The following is a 19,389-nucleotide window of genomic DNA, read 5'->3' on the forward strand; positions in this document are numbered from 1 at the left end:
GGAATTACAGCAGCCCTGCCTTGGTCATCAGTTCGGTGACCTTGGTGGAATTCAGCTTGGCCGGGTCAACGGCAGGTGCCTGCAGCTCCTTGATGGGAACAAGCTTCTCGTTGGCATCAACCTGCGATGCGATGGCGTACTCGAACGACGTACCGTTCTTGAGGATCTCCTGGCCTTCCTTGCCCGTGACGAACTTCAGGAACGCCTGGGCGTCCGCTGACTTCTTGGAGGACTTCAGGACACCGCCACCGGAGATGGAGAGGAACGCTCCCGGATCCTGGTTCTTGAAGTAGTACGGCGTGACGTTCTTGGAGTTCTCGCCGGTCTTGGCCTGATCGCCGTAATAGTAGTAGTGGTAAATCAGTGCTGAGTCGACTTCTCCGGCGTTGACCGCCTTCATGGCCGTGCCGTTGCCCTTGTAAGCCTTGAAGTTTTCCTTCATGCCCTTGAGCCAGGCTTCCGTAGCGGCCTCACCCTTGAGCTCGAGCAGGGCGGCAACGATTGCCTGGTAGTCAGCGCCGGTGGGCGAAGCAGCCCACTTGCCCTTCCATTCGGGGTTGGCCAGATCAAGCATGGACTTGGGCAGCTTGTCTTCACTGATCTTGTTCTTGTCAAAAACCAAAACCGTGGAGCGAGCGGCAATGCCGGTCCACTTACCCGTGGACGGGCGGAACTCTGCCGGAACCTGATCGATCGTGGCCGCATCGACATCAGCGAAGAGGCCAGCGTTCTCAACCTGCGCCATTGCAGGTGAGTTCTCCGTGAGGAAAACGTCGGCCGGGGACGCCGCGCCTTCCTGGACGATCTGATTGGACATCTCAGTGTCCGAGCCCTGCCGAAGGGTGACCTTGATGCCGGTCTCCTTGCTGAAGGCGTCGATCCATTCCTTGGTCAGGCTCTCATGCTGGGCGTTGTACACCGTGATGCCATCGCCTGAAGCAGCGGCATCCGAGGCGGCAGGTGCGGTGCCGGCGTCGGAGCCACAGGCTGTGAGGCCTAGGGTTGCGGTGGCTGCGAGTGCGACTCCGGCCAACGCATTTTTGCGGAACTTCATGGGGGCTACTTTCTTGGGGAAGAGGGGATGGTGGGGACTATCTCCTCCGAGAACTTTAGGTTAGCCATGCCTAAGCATTCAACGCGAGCCCGAACCGCTGCGACGGGAATCGCGATTGTTACGACGAAATCGCGGCCTATCTTGCCGTTGCGGTGATGGATGCAGGCAGGGATGGAGTTTCCGCCGATGGATATCGTTACTCTTCTGGCCTTGTGCGGTGTCGCGCTGGCAGGGCTCGTTTGTGTGTGGCTGGGCGTGATGCGGCATCGGGGGATCTCCGCCCGAGGCTCCTTAGCCCGAACCAGCGACTGGCCACGATTTTCCGGCAGGATGCAGCAGATTTTTTCCTCGCTGGCGGCCCGCTTGACCTGCGGTCAGTCGAGCAGCGCTACGCCGAACTCAGCGACGACGGCCCGCAATTCCCTGAGGTAGTGCTGCGCCTGGTCGGTGAGCGGAATCGCGGCGTGGCCGATCCAGCCGATCTCGATGCGTTCGTCAACGTCGAGCGGGATGGCGACGATCTCCGGGTCGAGCTGCCCACTGATGATGCCCGTCGAGATCGTGTAGCCGTGGAGCCCGATCATGAGGTTGAAGATCGTGGCACGGTCAGAGACCCGGATCTCCTGCTTACTGGACATGGTGGAGAGAATCTCCTCCGCGAAGTAGAAAGAGTTGTTCGCACCTTGATCGAAGGTCAGCCGCGGCAAGCCGGCGAGATCATCGAGGGTCGCACGCTCTTTTGAGGCGAGCGGGTTGTTCCGTGCAACGAAAATGTGCGGATCGGCGAGGAAAAGCGGAGTAAACGCCAGCCCGGATTCCCGGAGCAGCTTGTCGATGACCTTCCGGTTGAAATCGTTCCGGTACAGGATGCCTATCTCGCTGCGCAGCGTCCGGACATCCTCGATGATGTCCCACGTGCGGGACTCACGGAGCGAGAACTCGTACTCGGCCACATCAGTGGCCTTGACCATCCGGACGAAGGCGTCCACTGCGAACGAGTAGTGCTGTGTTGACACCCCGAGCAGACGTCGCCTCGGTGGCCTGCCAAGGTAGCGCTGCTCCAGGAGAGCGAACTGCTCGACGACCTGCCTCGCGTAGCCAAGGAACTCTACCCCGTCGGCGGTGAGGGTAGCCCCGCGGGCGGAACGAACCAGGAGCGCACGGCCCACCCTGGCCTCAAGGTCCTTCATCGATGCAGACATTGTCGGCTGCGCGACGTAAAGAAGATCGGCAGCCGCGGAGATCGACCCCTCCGCTGCAACCTCTATGAAGTAGCGGAGCTGTTGCAGGGTCAATCCGCTCGAAATCTGGGCCATAGGAAAATTCTATATCAATGCATAGCAACCACTAGTTACCTGATACCCCGCCCCAGGCTGCACCATGGATACATCACCTTCGGAAAGGCCGTCTCCGGCCCATCAACGGAATGGCAGCACATGGCAGACGACTTCACCTTCAGCATCACCACGACCCCCTTCGACGAGGACTACTCCCCCTCGGAAGGATCGCGGATCACCACGAATTTCGCCAACCTGGCACGCGGCGAGCACCGCCAGGAGAACCTCCGCAACGCCTTGACCATGATCCGGCGCCGCTTCAACGATCTCGCCAGCTGGGACAACCCGGACCGGAACCGTTACACGCTCGAGCTTGAGATCGTTTCCGTGCAAATAGAGTTCACTGCCGAAGGTACGGATCAGAAGTTCCCCCTGTTCGAGGTTCTCGACATCCAGATCGTCGACCAGCTGAACGGGGTCCGCCACCAAGGGATCGTGGGGAACAACTTCTCCTCCTACGTCCGTGACTTCGACTTCAGCGTCGTACTGCCAGCGGCATCAGCGGAGGCAGGCAAGCCCACCGTTCCTGAGGACTTCGGCGATCTTCACGGCAAACTGTTCCAGCAATTCCTCGATTCCCCGGCATGCCAGGAACGCTTTCCGCAGCCGCCCGTCGTGTGCATCAGCGTCTCCACGACCAAGACGTACCGGCGAACGGAGAACCATCACCCCGTCCTGGGCGTCGAGTACCAGCAGGACGAGTTCTCACTGACGGACGCCTACTTCGCAAAGATGGGGCTGCAGGTCCGCTACTTCATGCCACGCGGCAGCGTTGCGCCGCTCGCCTTCTACTTCCGCGGCGACCTGCTCAACGACTACTCCAACCTGCAGCTCATCGGCACGATCAGCACCATGGAGACGTTCCAGAAGATCTACCGCCCGGAGGTCTACAACGCGAACTCCGCCGCCGCCGTCGTCTATCAGCCGAGCCTGGGCGAGCAGGATTACTCGCGGACCCAGATCGATTACGACCGCGTCGAGCGTAGTCAGCTCGCGGTCACTCAGGCGAAGTACACGGAGGAACACTTCATCACGCCCCACAAGGATCTATTGGACCAGTGGACCGCCAAATACCCCGCTCTCGTCAACTGACCCACGGAGAATCGTCAATCATGAACACACTTTTGCCCACCACCGTTGTTGGAAGCCTGCCCAAACCATCGTGGCTCGCACAGCCGGAGACCCTGTGGTCTCCCTGGAAGCTGGAGGGAGATGCGCTGCTCGAGGGCAAGCAGGATGCGCTGCGCATTGCAATCCACGAGCAGAGCCGACGCGGCATCGACATCGTCAGCGACGGCGAGCAAACCCGCCAGCACTTCGTCACGACCTTCATCGAACATCTCAGCGGGGTCGACTTTGAACAGCGCAAGACCGTGCGCATCCGCGATCGCTACGACGCGAGCGTGCCGACCGTCGTCGGGCCGGTGCGCCGCGAGCGGCCGGTGTTCGTCGAGGACGCGAAGTTCCTCCGCGCAACCACCGACCGGCCGATCAAATGGACTCTTCCCGGTCCCATGACCATGGTGGACACGCTCTTCGATGACCACTACAAGAGCCGCGAGAAGCTGGCCTGGGAGTTCGCTGCGATCCTGAACCAGGAAGCGAAAGAGCTGGAGGCGGCCGGCGTGGACATCATCCAGTTCGACGAGCCCGCGTTCAATGTCTTCCTCGATGAGGTCAAGGACTGGGGCGTGGCTGCGCTTGAGAGAGCGGCAGAGGGGCTGCGTGCGGAGACCGCTGTGCATATCTGCTACGGCTATGGGATCAAGGCGAATAATGACTGGAAGGCGACGCTCGGGTCGCAGTGGCGGCAGTACGAGGAAACGTTCCCGCTGCTTCAGAGCTCCAGCATCGACATCATCTCGCTGGAATCCCAGAACTCCCACGTGCCCATGGACCTCATCGAGCTCCTCCGCGGCAAGAAAGTCATGCTCGGGGCAATCGACGTCGCAAGCGAGACCATCGAGACCCCGGAGGACGTCGCCAACACCCTCCGCAAGGCCCTGCAGTTCGTCGATGCGGACAAGCTCATCGCCAGCTCCAACTGCGGCATGGCCCCGTTCCCCCGGGACGTCGCACTGGCCAAACTCAGTGCCCTCAGCGCAGGGACGGACATCGTTCGCGAGGAACTCGCCCGCTCCACCACCAGGGTGTCATAACGATGTTTCACGCCTACCCCCCAGACACTTGGCTCGGGGCTCCGAACCAGAGCTTCCCGTCCTCCCTCTCGGCCGACGAATTCAAAGCACTGTTTCGTGGCCACCCAGGTGGTGTCGCCGTCATCACGGCGGATGCCGGCGAAGGGCCGGTGGCACTGACGGTATCGTCGGTGGTGTCAGTGAGTGCGGAACCTCCGTTGCTGATTTTCTCGGTGTCGGCATTGTCCTCTGCGTCGGAGGTCCTTTCGCGCGCCGACACCGTCGTCGTGCACCTGCTGGACGCGCACGACGTCGACTTGGCGAAGTTTGGAGCGACCCCCGGCGCCGACCGCTTCAACCAAACGCACCGCTGGTCGGCCCTGGCAACCGGCGAAGCGGTGTATGACGATGTCCGCGCCTGGGTGCGCTGCGCCGTCATTAATCGCATGGAGGTGGGGACCTCCACTATCGTCGCCGTTCACGCCCTGGAGTCCCGCGTGATGCGTGAGGTCCCAGCGGGAGAACCCGGCGACGCTCTGGTCTACCACAACCGTTCATGGCACCGTCTTGGCGACCATTCCAAGCTTGACGGCTAAGCGCCGCGCCAACAACGCGGGGCGCCAAGCTGAACAGCGCACGACGGCGGGAGGAAAACTCCCGCCGTCGTCCTCGTTAACAACGGAGCGTCCATCGACTTCCTGAACGGCTCGGATGCCCCCCTTGGAAGGAACTGGTCCGGCTGGCCGAGCACTACGGCGTCATGATCCTGGCAGACAACCCGTACCGCGAACTCCGTTTTGCCGGTGAACAGGATTCCGAAGCAGCGCAGGACAGGGACCTCGGACTCTATTTGTGGCTCGGGTTCGGGCTAAGACTGGGAGTAAATCCCAGGAGGGAAAGGTGCCGATCATGATGTGGGGTTATGGACAAGGCATGGTGTGGATGTGGCTTTGGGTTCCTCTGCTAGTTGTCGGCATCGCTTTGCTTGCACTTCTGGCAATAAGGGTCTTAGGCGGCGGCCGTGGCGGTTACGTGCCTACAGGCCCACAGGGGCCAGGCGACCCGCCACTGGTTAAAGGGAGCAGGGCTCGCCAGATCCTCGATGAGCGATTTGCGAAGGGGGAACTCACGGCAGACCAGTACCGCGAGTACCTCAATGTGCTCGGTGAGGACCGATAGTGCGAGCCATCAGCCGTCGCCAGGTTCTGTTTCTGGGCGGGTTCGGCGTTGCAGGTACAGCAGCCGGTGGTGCCGGGCTGGTCTGGGCCCTGACCTCGCGGCAGAATCCCGTTACGGGACGTGAGCTGACCCAACCTCCGGAGGAACGGAGTGCAAATGGCCAGCTGCAGGTGCGGCTCGAAGCCGCACCCGGAAAAATTCTGCTTGCCGGCCAGCAGGTCGCAGCCCTTGGCTATAACGGCGGCATCCCCGGCCCAACGCTTCGGGTACAGCCGGGCGATGTCCTGAGGATCGGGCTGGTCAACAACCTGGCCCAGGCCACTAACCTTCACGTGCACGGACTCCACGTCTCCCCGGAAGGCAACGGAGACAATGTATTCGTCTCGGTGGACCCCGGTGAAACCTTCGACTACGAATACAAACTTCCCGTGGATCACCCCTCGGGCGTGTACTGGTACCACCCCCACCATCACGGCATGGTCGCCGATCAGATCTTCGCGGGCCTCTTTGGAGCCATCATTGTCGAGGACCTCGCGCCGATCGAGTCAAGTGTGGAGCGGGTGCTGGTCATTTCGGACACCACTCTGGACGGCCTGGGCAATATCGCTGCGATCCCGGAAATGGAGCGAATGATGGGCCGGGAGGGTGACCTGATCCTGGTCAACGGTCAAAGCAATCCGCAATTCAGTGCCCGCCCCGGGCAGCGCGAAAGGTGGCGCATCATCAACGCATGCGTTGCCCGCTACCTCCGGCTACGGCTCGACGGTCAGCAGTTGCAGCTCATTGGCGTGGACTCCGGCCGCTTCCCGACACCGAAGACACTGGCTGAACTTCTACTCACTCCCGGAAACCGGGCAGACCTTCTCGTGACCACAGCAACCGGCGGCTCCGTCCTCCGCGCGTTCTATCAGGACCGGGGAACCATGGAGCGAATGATAAGACCGGGGCGCGGAACACGGAGCCCCGCAGACCAGTCGGACGGTACCGCACTGGCCACTCTTCATGTGTCCGGCGAACCGGTCGCTTCCCTCCCGTCAGTGCCCACCCAAAAAGTGCCCGGAGACTTACGGGCAGCGCCCGTAGCTGCTCGCCGGCAGATCATCCTGGCTACCGGCATGAACATGGGCGGGGGCAGCATGAGTTTCACGATCAACGGCAAGAATTTCGACAAAACCCGAACAGACACGACGGTATCGGCCGGGGATGTGGAGGAGTGGACGCTGACCAACGCCGGCCCCATGGATCATCCGTTCCACCTCCATATCTGGCCAATGCAAATCATCGGGGAGAACGGCCACGACTACGACCAGGTCATCTGGCAGGACGTGGTGAACGTACCCGCGAACGGGCATGTAAAGGTCAGAATCGCCTTCAAGGACTTCAGCGGACGCTCCGTCTATCACTGCCACATCGTGGATCACGAAGACCTCGGCATGATGGGCGCCATCGAGGTCCGTTGAATATCGCTTCGGAAATCTCGAACCATCCGGTGAGAAATCAGCACTTGTCCTTCATACCCCCCAGGGGTATATTGATGATGTTGTCAGTGAGAGGCGTGTCGCGGAGAGCTTATGGCTCCTCTTTACAGCCGTTCAACCACAGCACCCATCGCATCTTCTGCAATGAATGGAACTGACATGCAAACACCACCACGTACCGAACTGTCCTTGACCGCATCGTCGTCGGGCTGCGGTTGCTGCTCCACAGAAGCCCCCTCCGCTTCGTCCACAGAAGCGGGCGTTGAGTATGGCGTCGAAGGACTGACCTGTGGAGGCTGCGTGGCCAGCGTTCAGCGTTCGGTCTCCACCGTCGAAGGCGTCGATTCCGCAACTGTTGACCTTGTTCCGGGCGGGGTTTCCCGCCTGGTCATCACCGGATCCGCAGAACCGTCTGCGGTCAAGGACGCCGTCACCTCGGCCGGATACAGCCTGGCCAACAGCTAGTCCAGACATCACGGTCCTGCGCGCCTATCCGTGCTGCGTGGCCGTCATTGGAGGAGCACACCATGACAGAGCACTCCCATCACCAAACTCAACATGCCGGCCCGGTAGGCGAGGCCGGACCAGATCCCGCCGACGCGCACCAAGTAACCAGCGCAGCCTCACCGGATCACCATCACGGGCACGATTCCGATGATCACGCGGTGCATAGCCATGGCCAGCATGCCGGGCACAGCACCGCGATGTTCAAAGACAGGTTCTGGCTGACGCTGGCCTTGTCGGTCCCCGTCGTATATTTCAGCCCGATGTTCGGGCATCTGCTGGGGTACGTGCCCCCACAGTTCCCTGGCTCGACCTGGATCCCGCCCATCCTGGGCACCGTGATCTTCATCTATGGGGGCATGCCGTTCCTCAAGGGCGGTATCAACGAACTGAAGAACCGGCAGCCGGGGATGATGCTGCTAATCGCGATGGCCATCACCGTCGCGTTCGCCGCGTCTTGGGCCACCAGCTTGCGGATCGGAAACTTCGATCTGGACTTCTGGTGGGAACTGGCTCTGCTGGTTGCCATCATGCTGTTGGGCCACTGGATCGAAATGCGAGCCCTCGGCTCCGCCCGGGGCGCTCTGGATGCTTTGGCGGCACTGCTCCCGGACGAAGCCGAACGCGTCACCGACGCCGGCGTCGAAACCGTCCCGGTGTCAGACCTGACACAAGGGGACGTTGTTCTGGTCCGGTCCGGGGCCCGGATGCCCGCCGACGGGACAATCGTTGACGGACAAGCCGAGTTCGATGAATCCATGATCACCGGTGAATCCAAAACAGTACCGCGCTCCGTGGGCGATCCGGTTGTGGCCGGGACCGTGGCCACCGACAACACCGTCCGAGTCACCGTGACGGCCATCGGGGACGACACGGCATTGGCCGGCATCCAGCGACTGGTCGCCGAAGCCCAGGCCTCGTCCTCGAAAGCCCAGGCCCTCGCGGACCGGGCAGCGGCGTTCTTGTTCTACTTCGCCACCATCGCCGCCGTGATCACCTTCATCGCGTGGATCCTGCTCGGAAGCCTGCCCGAAGCGGTCACTCGCACCGTGACTGTGCTCGTGATCGCCTGCCCGCACGCGCTCGGCCTGGCCATTCCACTGGTGATCGCGATCTCCACTGAACAGGCCGCCCGGGCCGGGGTGCTGATCAAGAACCGGATGGCCTTGGAGCGGATGCGCACCGTCGACGTCGTTCTGTTCGACAAGACCGGCACGCTGACCAAGGGCGAGCCAGACGTCAGGGACACGGCTACCGTCAACGGCGGTGCCGTCGATGAACTGCTGGCCTTGGCAGCGGCAGTTGAGTCCGACAGCGAACACCCCGTGGCGCGGGCCATCGTCCGCGCTGCCCGGAGCAAGGACCTGGACCTCCCGCACGCCACGGGCTTCTCGTCCATGACCGGCCGGGGCGTGCGCGCCACGATCAATGGACGCGTCGTCCAAGTCGGCGGCCCGGCGCTGCTGCGCGAACTGGAGCTGAGCGAACCGGAGCCGTTGGCCGGTTCAACACGTCAGTGGATGGGCCGTGGCGCGGTCGTGTTGCACGTCATTGACGGGGACCGGATATTGGGGGCGGTCAGTCTTGAGGACGCGATCCGTCCCGAATCCCGGCAGGCTGTGGCCGCACTGCAAAGCAGGGGTATCAAGGTTGCCATGATCACCGGCGACGCGCAGCAGGTCGCGACGGCGGTGGGCGCGGAACTGAACATCGATGAGGTCTTCGCCGAGGTGCTTCCTGCCGATAAGGACAAGAAGGTAGCCCAGTTGCAGGCCCGCGGCCTGAAAGTGGCCATGGTCGGCGACGGTGTCAACGACTCCCCGGCGCTGGCCCGGGCCGAAGTAGGCATCGCGATCGGCGCCGGCACTGACGTGGCCATGGAATCGGCCGGAGTCATCTTGGCCGGCAACGACCCCCGGGCCGTTCTGTCCATGGTGGATCTGTCCCGGGCGAGCTACACCAAAATGTGGCAGAACCTGGTGTGGGCCACCGGATACAACATCATCGCCGTCCCGCTGGCCGCCGGCGTCCTGGCTTTCGCCGGGATCGTGCTCTCCCCCGCAGCCGGGGCGGTGCTGATGTCGGTGTCCACGATCGTGGTCGCCCTCAACGCCCAGCTGCTCAGGCGGGTGAAACTGAACCCCTCGCAGGTTCGTTGACCACTTAGCGCCACCGGCACCGACGTGCTCCGTCCCACACGGACCCAGGCGTTGGTGCCGGTAGCCTTGAAAGAACCAGTACGCAGGGAGGAGCACCAGTATGGCCGCACGACGGACCATCGCCGGTTCCGCCCTGCTCACGGCGGTACTGCTGGCCGTGGTCCAGGCCCTCATCACCGGAATCCTTGGCATGCACGTCATGGCCGGCACCCACTCAGCGCACTCGAGCGCGACGGTTCCCGGAGACCTGGCGGCCCTGACCGCGTCGGCTCCGGCCATGTCCGGAAGCCCGTCCGGCCATGCAGGCCATCAGTCCTCATCATCCGGGCCCAGTTCCCTGCAGGAGCTGTCCGCTTCCAATGGCGCAGCCTCTCCGGCCCAGTGCTCTTGTTCAGGGAACTGCTCCAGTGAGCACTCCATGAGCGCGACCTGTATCCCCTCGGCGGCGGCCGGTGTTCTGGCTGCGCCGGTACCCGCCGAAACGCCGTCTGTTTCGGCCCCGTCGCAAACGTCCACCGCCATGGTCTGGAACCAGTGGCCCTACCGTCCCGGCAGTCCTTCACCGGGCGAACTCTCGATCAGCAGAACATAGACGCCCTAAACCGCCCGGCTTGAAGCCGGCAACATTTCTTGCGACCGGAAGCGAATTTGTCCTTCCGGCGCGTCTTTGATGGCTTCCCCACCCCCTCTTTTTTGTGGACGCCTTTGCGTCCCTGAAAACCACTTTGAAGGACCTGATCATGATGAACACGAAGAAGTTTTTACCCCTTGCAGGTACTGCCGTCGCCGCCGTGATCGCCCTCGCGGGCTGTGGTTCCGCCAGCGGTTCCGGTTCCTCCGCGACCTCCATGCCGGGTATGGACCACGGCAACAGCACGTCCAACCCGTCAACCCCGTTCGCGAACGCTGCTGCCCACAACTCTGCGGACGTAATGTTCGCCCAGATGATGATCCCGCACCACGCCCAAGCCTTGGAGATGAGCGACATGATCCTCAAGAAGCCGAATATCCCCGCCGAGGTCACCGCCCTGGCTACCCGTATCAAAGACGCGCAGGGACCGGAAATCGAGAAGATGACCGGCTGGTTGCAGAGTTGGGGCGAATCTACGCAGATGCCCACCGGGCACAGCATGGACGGCATGATGGGCGCCAAAGACATAACCAAGCTGGAAGCCGCCCAAGGCGTGGACGCCGCGAAACTGTTCCTGACCCAAATGATCGTCCACCACGAGGGCGCCGTGACCATGGCCAGGACCGAGACCACGGACGGCAAAGACCCCGCAGCTGTCCAACTGAGCAAGGACATCACCAGCGCCCAGGAGGCGGAGATCAAGGAAATGCAGACACTGCTGGCCAGCTTTTAGCCAGCCACCGTGGCGCCGGGCCTCCTCAAAAAGTCCACGGTTTGACCTTGAACCCCGACACCCGCCAAGTACTGCTGGCCACCCCACGACGGGCTCTTCGACGTCACAAAACAGCCCGCTACCAAGATCGGTGGCACCAACATGGACAGGAAGGGATTCAGCAGGATGAAAGATCCAACAAAGACCAACTGTCCATGCCATTGCGGAGGTAGTCGGCTGCACGTTCTCCCCTGCTCAGGCCGGCCTGGTGCTGACCGTGCCAGGTACTCCCCCGCTCACTCATGAGCACAGACTATGAACACTCGACCTGTGTTGGAAGCCTATTACTGCTGCGCCCACACCCAGTCCCTGATTTCGGGGAGGTCCTCGAAGTGCTCCCGGATGTAGCGGTAATGGGCGTCCAACTGCGTCCGGCAATGCTGCAGCAGTCGGTCTGCCCCCGCAAATTGCCCACGAGCCCGTCGCAGTGCTTCCATCACCAGGTGGTACCGGCTGACCTTGTTCAGGACCACCATGTCGAACGGTGTGGTGGTGGTGCCTTGCTCGTTGTAACCGCGAACATGGAACCGCTCGGGATGCGGGCGGCCGTGCAGGAGTTGGTGCAGGGCCCTTGCGTATCCATGCCACGCCATCACCACGTCCACGTCGGCCGTGAAGAGTTCTTGGAACTTGTCGCCCGCCAAGCCATGTGGATGCGTGTCTGGAGGTGGCAAGACCATGGCGTCCATGACGTTGACCACTCGGACGGATAAGTCCGGGACGTGCTTCTTAAGGAGCCATGCAGCCGCCAAAGTCTCCTGAGTAGGTACATCTCCGGCACATGCAAGGACAATGTCCGGTGCCTTGCGAGCTGAGGTTCCGGGATTCTCATTTCCCGCCCAATCCCAGGTGGATGCGCCCACGGCTGCATGCTCGCGTGCCTCGTCGAGAGTCAGGTATTGCGGATGTTCCTGCTTATCTATCACCACCAGATTCACGTAGTCCTTGCTGTGCAGCATATGTTCCGCGGTGACCAGCAACGTGTTTGCATCAGGAGGGAAGTAGACACGGATGACGGTGCTGGACAGAGACAGAACCGTATCGATGAGACCAGGCCCTTGATGGCTGAACCCATTATGATCATTGCGCCAACACGTAGAGGTCAGAAGGATGTTCAGGCTCGGCACGGGCTGCCGCCAGTCCAGGTCCCTTGCGTGCTGCAGCCATTTGGCGTGCTGAATGGTCATGGATGCACTCACCATTGCAAATGCCTCGTAGCTCGCGAACAGGCCGTGGCGGCCCGTCAGCGCGTATCCTTCCAGCCACCCTTGACACAAATGTTCGGACAGGACTTCCATCACGCGTCCGCCGGCGGAAACATGATCGTCCGCGAGCGCGGCTTCGGGAGTCGCGGCTGGTTCGAGGAGGCATCTGTCGGTGGCTTCAAAGACTGCTCCGAGTCTGTTGCTGTTGGTTTCGTCTGGGCAGAAGAGGCGGAACCTGGGGTCGTCGGCAGTGTCGAGGTAGATATCCCGGAGCATTTCCCCTAACGGTTTGGTGCTCTGGTGCATCACGCCTCCGCGGGGAAGAGCTTCGAGTGCGTATCGATCGAGCGAGGGTATGGCCAGGTCGCGGCTTCCCCATCCGCGGCTGGCGGGCAGTGCGCCCATGCGTAAATCGCCGTCCGGGGCGAGCTGTGCGAGTTCGGGGATAAGGCGCCCGTCGGCGTCGAAGAGTTCTTCCGGCCGGTAGGAACGCATCCACGTTTCGAGTTGCTTCAGGTGCTCGGGGTTTTCCTTGACTCCGGCGAGTGGGACTTGGTGGGAGCGGTGGGTTCCTTCTACGGGTTGTCCGTCTACTGTCACCGGTCCTGTCCATCCTTTGGGGGTGCGCAGGATGATGGCGGGCCATCGTGCGGGTCCTGTGACTCCCTCTATGCGGGCGTGGGACTGGATGGCGCGGATGGAGGCGTAGGCCGAGTCCAGCGCTGAAGCGAGGGCAGGGTGGACGATGGCGGGGTTGTCGCCGGAGACGATGATGGGATCCCAGCCGTGTGCTTCGAGCAATGACGCCACGTCAGCGTTCGATCGTCTGCCCAGCACGGTGGGGCCGGAGATCTTATGCCCGTTGAGGTGGAGGATGGGAAGTACTGCCCCGTCCCTTTGTGGGTTGATGAACGAGGGTGCCTTCCATGAGCCTTCGAGGGGACCGGTTTCTGCCTCTCCATCACCGACGACGCAGGCAACGATCAGGTCCGGATTGTCCATGGCCGCGCCGGTGGCATGCATGAGGGAGTAGCCCAGTTCGCCGCCCTCATGGATGGAGCCGGGCGTGGCCGGGCCGACGTGGCTGGCGATGCCTCCCGGCGTCGAAAACTGCCGGACCAGTCTCCGAAGCCCTTTCAGCTCTTGGCCAACGGCTGGGTAAATCTCGGAGTAGCTGCCTTCCAGATAGGTATTGGCGACGACGGCGGGACCTCCGTGGCCGGGACCGGTGACGAACAGAACTTCCGCACTCGTGCGACGAATGAGGCGGTTGAGGTGTGCATAGATCAGGGACAATCCGGGGCTCGTGCCCCAATGACCCAGAAGCCTGGGTTTGATGTGCTCTGCTCGCAGCGGCTCCCGGAGAAGCGGGTTCTCCTGTAGATAGATCTGGGCAACTGTCAGGTAGTTGGCCGCGGACCAATACCGGTGCAGGAGGTCAAAGTTCTCAACTTCCGGTTCAGTGTCGGTAGCGGTGGCGTTCTCGTGCAGGCTCATGGTGGGATCAACCTTCCATAGGGGGCATGGCGAGCAAGGCCGCCGTCGATTCTGCAATGGCGCGTTCTTCGTCGCTGGGCACTACCAGCACAGGAAAGGCGGAGTCGGCGGTGCTGATTTTGCGGATGCCTTCCTGGGCGGACGTATTCAGGTCCTCATCAAGGCCAAGCCCCAGCGGTCCCAACCAGGAGACCACCTTGGCCCTGAACAGCGCAGAGTTCTCACCCACGCCGCCGGTGAACACCAGTGCGTCAGGCCGGCCAACCACCATGGAGTAGGCCGCTATGTACTTGGCGAGACGGTAGGCGGCCATCTCCAAAGCGAGGATCGCACCTGGTTCTCCGTGGCGGGCAGCTACGCCAACTTCACGCATGTCAGCGGTTCCTGCCAGAGCTAACAGGCCAGAGCGGTGGTTCAGAAGCTGGTAAACCTCGTCGGCAGTTGCGCCTTCTTGCTGCAGCAGTAGGACCACGGACGGGTCCAGATCTCCGGAGCGTGTGCCCATAACAAGCCCTTCCAACGGGGTCATTCCCATGGAGGTGTCCACGCTGAGCCCGTTCTTGACAGCGGTGACGGAGGCACCGTTGCCCACGTGGGCCACTATCGCATTCAAAGGCGCGACGTCGAGAAACTCTGCTGTGTCATGGCAGGCCATCTCCACCGAGATACCGTGAAAGCCATAGCGCCTTATTGGATGAACCCGGTAGGCGTCCTCCGGAATGGCATAGCGGGCGGCGAAGTCGGGAATGGAGCGGTGGAACGCCGTGTCAAAGACGGCCACTTGTGGGAGGGCGGGCCAGTGTTTGCCCGCGGCGTCAATGCAGGCAACACTGGCCGGGTTGTGGAGCGGCGCCATGGGACTTAGTTCTTCAATGGCGGCTATCACGTCCGCCGTGACACGAACCGGGGTGCGGAACCGCACGCCGCCGTGGACGACGCGGTGTCCAATAGCCTCCGGATGCACGGCACCGAGGCGCTTCACGGTGTCATTCAGCTCTTCAAAGCCAGCGTGCAGGCGGGTCGCGCTGGAACGCTCGTCCGGTGGCCAGTCAACCTGTCCGGACGCGAGAATGCCAGCAGCCGGGTTGGTAGCTGCTGTGTCACGCAGGTGGTATTTCAGCGATGAGGACCCGGGATTCAGCACAAGAACACGCATGTTCTCCTCTCACTTCCGCGGGAAGGCTACGGTCGAGGCCTCTCCTCTGGACCCTAATGCACTGAGCCGTTCAGTGGGAGGGCCTTACGGCCCTTGCGACGGCGGGCCGTCCCGCCGATAGTGGAGACCACTACCGTTGGCAATCCGAAGGGAACGTCGGTTCGTGAAGATGCAGATTCTGGTTGCCCTTGACGGCTCACGGGCGGGCTCACCTGTGGCTGACTGGGCTGCGGCCCGCGCGGGTTCCCTTGATCTTGGCCTCACCCTGGTCCACGTGGTCCCCGGGGAGTGGGCTTACCCCCGGGAGAACGACCATCAACTGGCCCTAAGCCGCGCTGAGGACCTTCTCAACAGCGAAGCGCAACGGCTGGCGGCAGCCTTCCCCAACGTGGGCATGACGACTCAGCGGTTATCTGGCGAACCTGCCGCAACTATTGCTGCCGTGTCACCGGCTTACTCGATGGTGGTGGTAGGCACGGACCGCGGACCCGGCACGGAAGGGCAGGGACGCGGTTCGGTCAGTTTCCAAGTTGCTGTGACCAGCAAAGGCGATGTCGCCGTTGTCCCGGCGCTTGCGCCTCAACAGCGTTCCGGCGTAGTGGTTGGCGTTGACGGCTCCGCTGAGTCACTCGATGCCCTGGACCAAGCGGCCAAGGAGGCTCAACGTTTGGCTGATGAATTGATCATTGTCCATGCAACAGGTCCCGCGAGTGTGCTTGCCGAGGGTGGGTATGTCCTGAGCGCGGCTGTCCAGCAGATCAACCACAGGTTCCCGTCCGTCGTCGTGAAGGAAGTATTGGATACCACTCGTAGCCCCGGAGAGGCGCTGATAGCTGCCGCAAGAGAAGCACAGCTGCTGGTCATGGGCTGCAAAGGGCGGGGAGGTTTGAGTGTGCTGTTGGGCTCCGTTGCCCAGCATGTGCTCCTGCATGTGCAGTGCCCCACCCTCCTGACCCGTCCCTAGCCAGCGGTGCCGGGCGGGACGTCCTGGGTTTCGTCGTCGTGCGCGTCAGAGGCGGTCGGATCCAGCGGCGGCCACCACTTCGACGGAGGCGCAATGACGAACCGGCGACCACTGATCTCCGTGGGCGTGATCCTGACCAGAACGTCCTTGGCGCCGGGCTGCCAAGGAGAAAGGCCGGCTTCCACGGCCTCCTGGATGTCTTCAGGCTGGGTCACGAACTCCGGGCTTCCTTTGAGGATGACACTCCAGGCTACGGTTCCGTAACGGTTGAACCCATCGGCTTCCAGCGCAATGACCGTCCCTTCCCGAAGGACGTCGAGCTTGGTCCCCGGTCCGGTCCTGAAAAGAACGGTCCCGTAGTTCGGAACAAAGTTCACCGGAAAGATCTCCGGTACCTCGCCGTTGATAAGGGCGATCCTGCCGATGGACACCGACTGCAGGTACTTCCAGCAGTCGTGGACGCTGAGTTCTTTGGTGTCCTGATCCGTCGATGTGTTCTCCATGGGCCGAGCCTATCCCGTCCGGCTACGCCCTTATAGGGCAGAAGGTCCCTCCCGACCGTGACCTTCGGCCCTGCTGAGGCGCTATGCGTGTTCCACCCCGCTGGCCCTCATCACCAGAGTCGAAGGTCATGGTGGCTGCTTCGCCCTTGGGACTTTGGACTCTGTTGGAGGCGGGGAGCCAGCCATAGGCTCGGGAGCACCGAAACCAACGGCGAAGCGGCGAATCGCCAGCAGCCACCACCCCACCCAGGAGACATAGACCATGGAAACCGACGAACGCCCCGGAACCGTCCTATCCGAAGCCGACTCATGGAAGGTTCTGGAACGTAACCAACATGGTCGTTTGGCTGTCAGTGTCCTGGGCGAGCCAGACATCTACCCCCTGAATTTCATCGCCCACAAGCGGCGGCTGCTGCTGAGGACGAACCCGGGAACAAAGCTCGCTGAGCTGACCGTCAATGAGAAGGTCGCCTTCGAAGTGGAGGAGATCGTCGACGCCGAAGCCTGGAGCGTTGTCCTCAAGGGGACTGCCAGAGTGATCGAGTCACAATCGGAGATCGACGAGGCCGACAAACTGCCCCTGAAGCCGTGGATTCCGACGCGCAAGTACACCTACGTGGAGATCACTCCAACCCGGGTCCATGGCCGCCACTTTGAACTCGGTGATGAGCCGGAGCGGTATTGACCCCACGGCCCTCCGCAATCTGCACTGATGCAACAGACCGTCCAGGACCCAAGGCCCTGAGTGCATTGAGAATAGTGGCAAGATCCACCAGCTCCTGCAGCAGCGCTCCGGCGACGGCCGGAATCATGCCAAGCGAGGCCATCACCATCAGGCCCAGGCTCAGCAGTATCCCAGTCCAAATGCTGGTCCGCGCGATTCGAAGGGTCCGCTGCCCGATGTCAACCGCGACCGCAGCCTTGGACAGGTCATCGACCATAATCACCACGTCCGCCGACTCGCTGGCCGCAGTGGCGCCTTTGGCACCCATGGCTATGCCGACGTCGGCCGCTGCCAGTACCGGAGCGTCGTTGACGCCGTCGCCCACCATCATCACGGGCCTGCGCGGAAGTGCGGCTACGGCAGTAACTTTGTCAGCAGGCAGGCATTCGGCAATGACGTTGCTGATACCCGCCTCCGCGGCGATGTGTTGGGCTGTCGTTGCAGCGTCTCCGGTCAGGAGCATCGTCTCCGCAACCCCGAGCCTCCGAAGTTCCGTCAGGGTGTCCTTCGCATTTGGGCGCAATGGATCGCTCATGATCAGAGCGCCGGCAAACCGACCATCCACCCCGACGTAAATCCCGAGATGGCCTCCGGGCAGTGCCGTCATGTCGAAGCCGCTCACCAGGGAACCGACGTAAGCAGGTTTTCCGACGACTACTTGGTGGTTTCCGCAGTCGGCCGTGACCCCGTTGGTTGCATGTTCACTCGCTCTCATTGCCGGTACCAGCGCCAGGCCGCGCGCTCGGGCTGCTGCCATGACTGAAGCCGCCAGGACGTGGGTGGAATACTGCTCAGCGGAGGCGGCCAACTGCAGCAGTGCGTCTTCGGACAGATTTGAGGCCGGGGCCACCCGGATTCCGGCCAGGGAAGGATTGCCTTGGGTGAGGGTCCCGGTCTTGTCGAACACGGCGGTCTTGACTCCGCTGAGTTGCTCCAGCGTCCCGGCGTTTTTGATAATGATGCCGGCATGTGCGGCCCTGCTGGTCCCCGCAAGGAACGCGACAGGTGCAGCAATCAGCAATGGGCATGGGGTGGCTACCACCAGAACTTCAGCGAACCGTCCTGGATCCTGGCTGAAGAACCACGCAGCACCGGCCAGCACCAAGGCCACCAGGGTGAACGGCACCGCGTACTTGTCTGCAAGCCGTACTGTCGGCGCGCGGCTTGCCGCAGCTTCCTGAACCAAGGCAACTATTTGGCTGTACTGGGAATCCGCTGCGGTGGCCGTGGCCTTCATACGCACGGCATCGGCCCCGTTGATCGAACCGCTGAGCAGCAGTTCGCCCCTGGTTCGCTCAGCAGGCAGGCTTTCGCCCGTCAGCGCTGACTCGTCAAAGATTCCGACGTCGGACAGCAAGCTACCGTCCACCGGAACCAACTCTGACGGCCTGACCAGCAGCACGTCCCCCGGCATCACGGCATCGACCAGGATATCTTCCACGGGCAGGCCGGGACGTTCCCGGTGCGCGTTCCGTGGGGACCGATCCAGGAGTGCACGGAGCTCCTTGGTTGCGCGGCCTTGGGCAAATTGTTCCAGCGCTTCGCCGCCAGTCAGCATCAGCACCACGATCAGGGATGCCAGGTATTCCCCCACCGCAACAGTTGAGCAGATAGCCATCACGGCCAGGAGGTCTATACCCCAGCGTCCGTGCAGGAGCCCTTTGATCATGGTGCCGGCCCGGTAGAGGGCAGCACTAAGGGCAAAAATGCTCGCCAGCCCTTGGGCTGCCGGCATGAGTCCGATGACTGTCAGGACCGCGACGGTGGCGAGCACCACCAAGGTTACTGTCACTAGCGGAAAGCGCAAGGCCGAGTGCAGCAGGCGTTGTGTCATGTCCGCTGGTCAGTCATGAGGGTTTCGGCTGGTCTCCGGTACACCGACGGCTTCCATGGCCGCCAGGCCAATGGATCCCGCCCCCACGATGCCCACGACGTCTTCCGGGGCCACGTGCCCGGCCTGGACTCCGATTTCGAAGGCACAATTGCGTCGGTGGGGTGCAGGATGACGGGATCCGGAGCGTCTGTCCAGGACTTTTCGCCGGGGCCACCGTAGACGAGTGCCTTCATAGTGTATTTCCGTCCTTGTCA

At 62.3% G+C, this 19,389-nt stretch carries 18 protein-coding genes; 11 read left to right on the forward strand and 7 right to left on the reverse strand.

Annotated elements, in window-relative coordinates:
• Positions 1-4 precede the first annotated feature (4 nt).
• Both ACIQLI_RS17080 and ACIQLI_RS17085 read right to left on the reverse strand, forming a co-directional pair.
• On the reverse strand, positions 5-1,054 hold the full coding sequence (locus tag ACIQLI_RS17080) for an iron ABC transporter substrate-binding protein (protein WP_400390530.1): 1,050 nt from the start codon (positions 1,052-1,054) through the stop codon (positions 5-7).
• Between the two features lie 374 nt (positions 1,055-1,428).
• On the reverse strand, positions 1,429-2,370 hold the full coding sequence (locus ACIQLI_RS17085; RefSeq protein ID WP_400390532.1) for a LysR family transcriptional regulator: 942 nt from the start codon (positions 2,368-2,370) through the stop codon (positions 1,429-1,431).
• Between the two features lie 120 nt (positions 2,371-2,490).
• Between ACIQLI_RS17085 and ACIQLI_RS17090 the strand changes: the two genes are divergently transcribed.
• The 9 genes from ACIQLI_RS17090 to ACIQLI_RS17130 all read left to right on the forward strand — a co-directional run bounded on the left by ACIQLI_RS17090 (position 2,491) and on the right by ACIQLI_RS17130 (position 11,213).
• Complete coding sequence (locus tag ACIQLI_RS17090; protein ID WP_400390534.1) at positions 2,491-3,483, forward strand: DUF1852 domain-containing protein; 993 nt, start codon at positions 2,491-2,493, stop codon at positions 3,481-3,483.
• 20 nt (positions 3,484-3,503) lie between these two features.
• Positions 3,504-4,550 (forward strand): methionine synthase, encoded by a 1,047-nt coding sequence (locus ACIQLI_RS17095; protein ID WP_400390536.1) that lies wholly within the window; start codon positions 3,504-3,506, stop codon positions 4,548-4,550.
• 2 nt (positions 4,551-4,552) lie between these two features.
• Entirely contained in the window at positions 4,553-5,125 is a 573-nt protein-coding gene (locus ACIQLI_RS17100; protein WP_400390538.1) for a flavin reductase family protein, read from the forward strand.
• 313 nt (positions 5,126-5,438) lie between these two features.
• On the forward strand, positions 5,439-5,708 hold the full coding sequence (locus ACIQLI_RS17105) for an SHOCT domain-containing protein (RefSeq protein WP_400390691.1): 270 nt from the start codon (positions 5,439-5,441) through the stop codon (positions 5,706-5,708).
• Complete coding sequence (locus ACIQLI_RS17110) at positions 5,708-7,168, forward strand: multicopper oxidase family protein (RefSeq protein ID WP_400390540.1); 1,461 nt, start codon at positions 5,708-5,710, stop codon at positions 7,166-7,168. Before ACIQLI_RS17105 ends, ACIQLI_RS17110 begins: the two co-directional genes overlap by 1 nt.
• Positions 7,169-7,345: 177 nt before the next feature.
• Positions 7,346-7,651, forward strand: coding sequence for a heavy-metal-associated domain-containing protein (locus ACIQLI_RS17115; RefSeq protein ID WP_400390542.1), 306 nt, complete (start codon positions 7,346-7,348; stop codon positions 7,649-7,651).
• A 62-nt stretch (positions 7,652-7,713) separates the two neighbouring features.
• Positions 7,714-9,849, forward strand: coding sequence for a copper-translocating P-type ATPase (locus tag ACIQLI_RS17120; RefSeq protein WP_400390544.1), 2,136 nt, complete (start codon positions 7,714-7,716; stop codon positions 9,847-9,849).
• Positions 9,850-9,949: 100 nt separating this feature from the next.
• On the forward strand, positions 9,950-10,441 hold the full coding sequence (locus ACIQLI_RS17125; RefSeq protein ID WP_400390546.1) for a hypothetical protein: 492 nt from the start codon (positions 9,950-9,952) through the stop codon (positions 10,439-10,441).
• Between the two features lie 148 nt (positions 10,442-10,589).
• Complete coding sequence (locus ACIQLI_RS17130; RefSeq protein WP_400390548.1) at positions 10,590-11,213, forward strand: DUF305 domain-containing protein; 624 nt, start codon at positions 10,590-10,592, stop codon at positions 11,211-11,213.
• A 323-nt stretch (positions 11,214-11,536) separates the two neighbouring features.
• On the opposite strand, the gene ACIQLI_RS17135 is transcribed toward ACIQLI_RS17130, so the two are convergent.
• A complete protein-coding gene (locus ACIQLI_RS17135; protein WP_400390550.1) occupies positions 11,537-13,954 on the reverse strand; it encodes a phosphoketolase in 2,418 nt (805 codons plus the stop codon).
• A gap of 7 nt (positions 13,955-13,961) precedes the next feature.
• Complete coding sequence (locus tag ACIQLI_RS17140) at positions 13,962-15,110, reverse strand: acetate/propionate family kinase (RefSeq protein ID WP_400390552.1); 1,149 nt, start codon at positions 15,108-15,110, stop codon at positions 13,962-13,964.
• A gap of 169 nt (positions 15,111-15,279) precedes the next feature.
• Between ACIQLI_RS17140 and ACIQLI_RS17145 the strand changes: the two genes are divergently transcribed.
• A complete protein-coding gene (locus ACIQLI_RS17145; RefSeq protein WP_400390693.1) occupies positions 15,280-16,074 on the forward strand; it encodes a universal stress protein in 795 nt (264 codons plus the stop codon).
• On the opposite strand, the gene ACIQLI_RS17150 is transcribed toward ACIQLI_RS17145, so the two are convergent.
• Positions 16,071-16,577: a pyridoxamine 5'-phosphate oxidase family protein gene (locus ACIQLI_RS17150; protein ID WP_400390554.1), complete on the reverse strand. Its 507-nt coding sequence runs from the start codon at positions 16,575-16,577 to the stop codon at positions 16,071-16,073. The genes ACIQLI_RS17145 and ACIQLI_RS17150 overlap by 4 nt on opposite strands.
• Positions 16,578-16,839: 262 nt before the next feature.
• Here ACIQLI_RS17150 and ACIQLI_RS17155 point away from each other — a divergent pair, with 262 nt between their 5' ends.
• Positions 16,840-17,262 carry a pyridoxamine 5'-phosphate oxidase family protein gene (locus ACIQLI_RS17155; protein ID WP_400390556.1) on the forward strand — a complete coding sequence of 141 codons (423 nt, stop codon included), beginning with the start codon at positions 16,840-16,842 and terminating at the stop codon, positions 17,260-17,262.
• Here ACIQLI_RS17155 and ACIQLI_RS17160 read toward each other — a convergent pair.
• Together ACIQLI_RS17160 and ACIQLI_RS17165 are read right to left on the reverse strand one after the other, a co-directional pair.
• Entirely contained in the window at positions 17,201-19,135 is a 1,935-nt protein-coding gene (locus ACIQLI_RS17160) for a heavy metal translocating P-type ATPase (RefSeq protein ID WP_400390558.1), read from the reverse strand. The genes ACIQLI_RS17155 and ACIQLI_RS17160 overlap by 62 nt on opposite strands.
• A complete protein-coding gene (locus tag ACIQLI_RS17165) occupies positions 19,132-19,368 on the reverse strand; it encodes a hypothetical protein (protein ID WP_400390560.1) in 237 nt (78 codons plus the stop codon). Before ACIQLI_RS17165 ends, ACIQLI_RS17160 begins: the two co-directional genes overlap by 4 nt.
• Positions 19,369-19,389 lie beyond the last annotated feature (21 nt).

The organism is Paenarthrobacter sp. NPDC091669 (genome assembly GCF_044756725.1).
GTDB classification, from domain to species: Bacteria; Actinomycetota; Actinomycetes; order Actinomycetales; family Micrococcaceae; genus Arthrobacter; species Arthrobacter bambusae_C.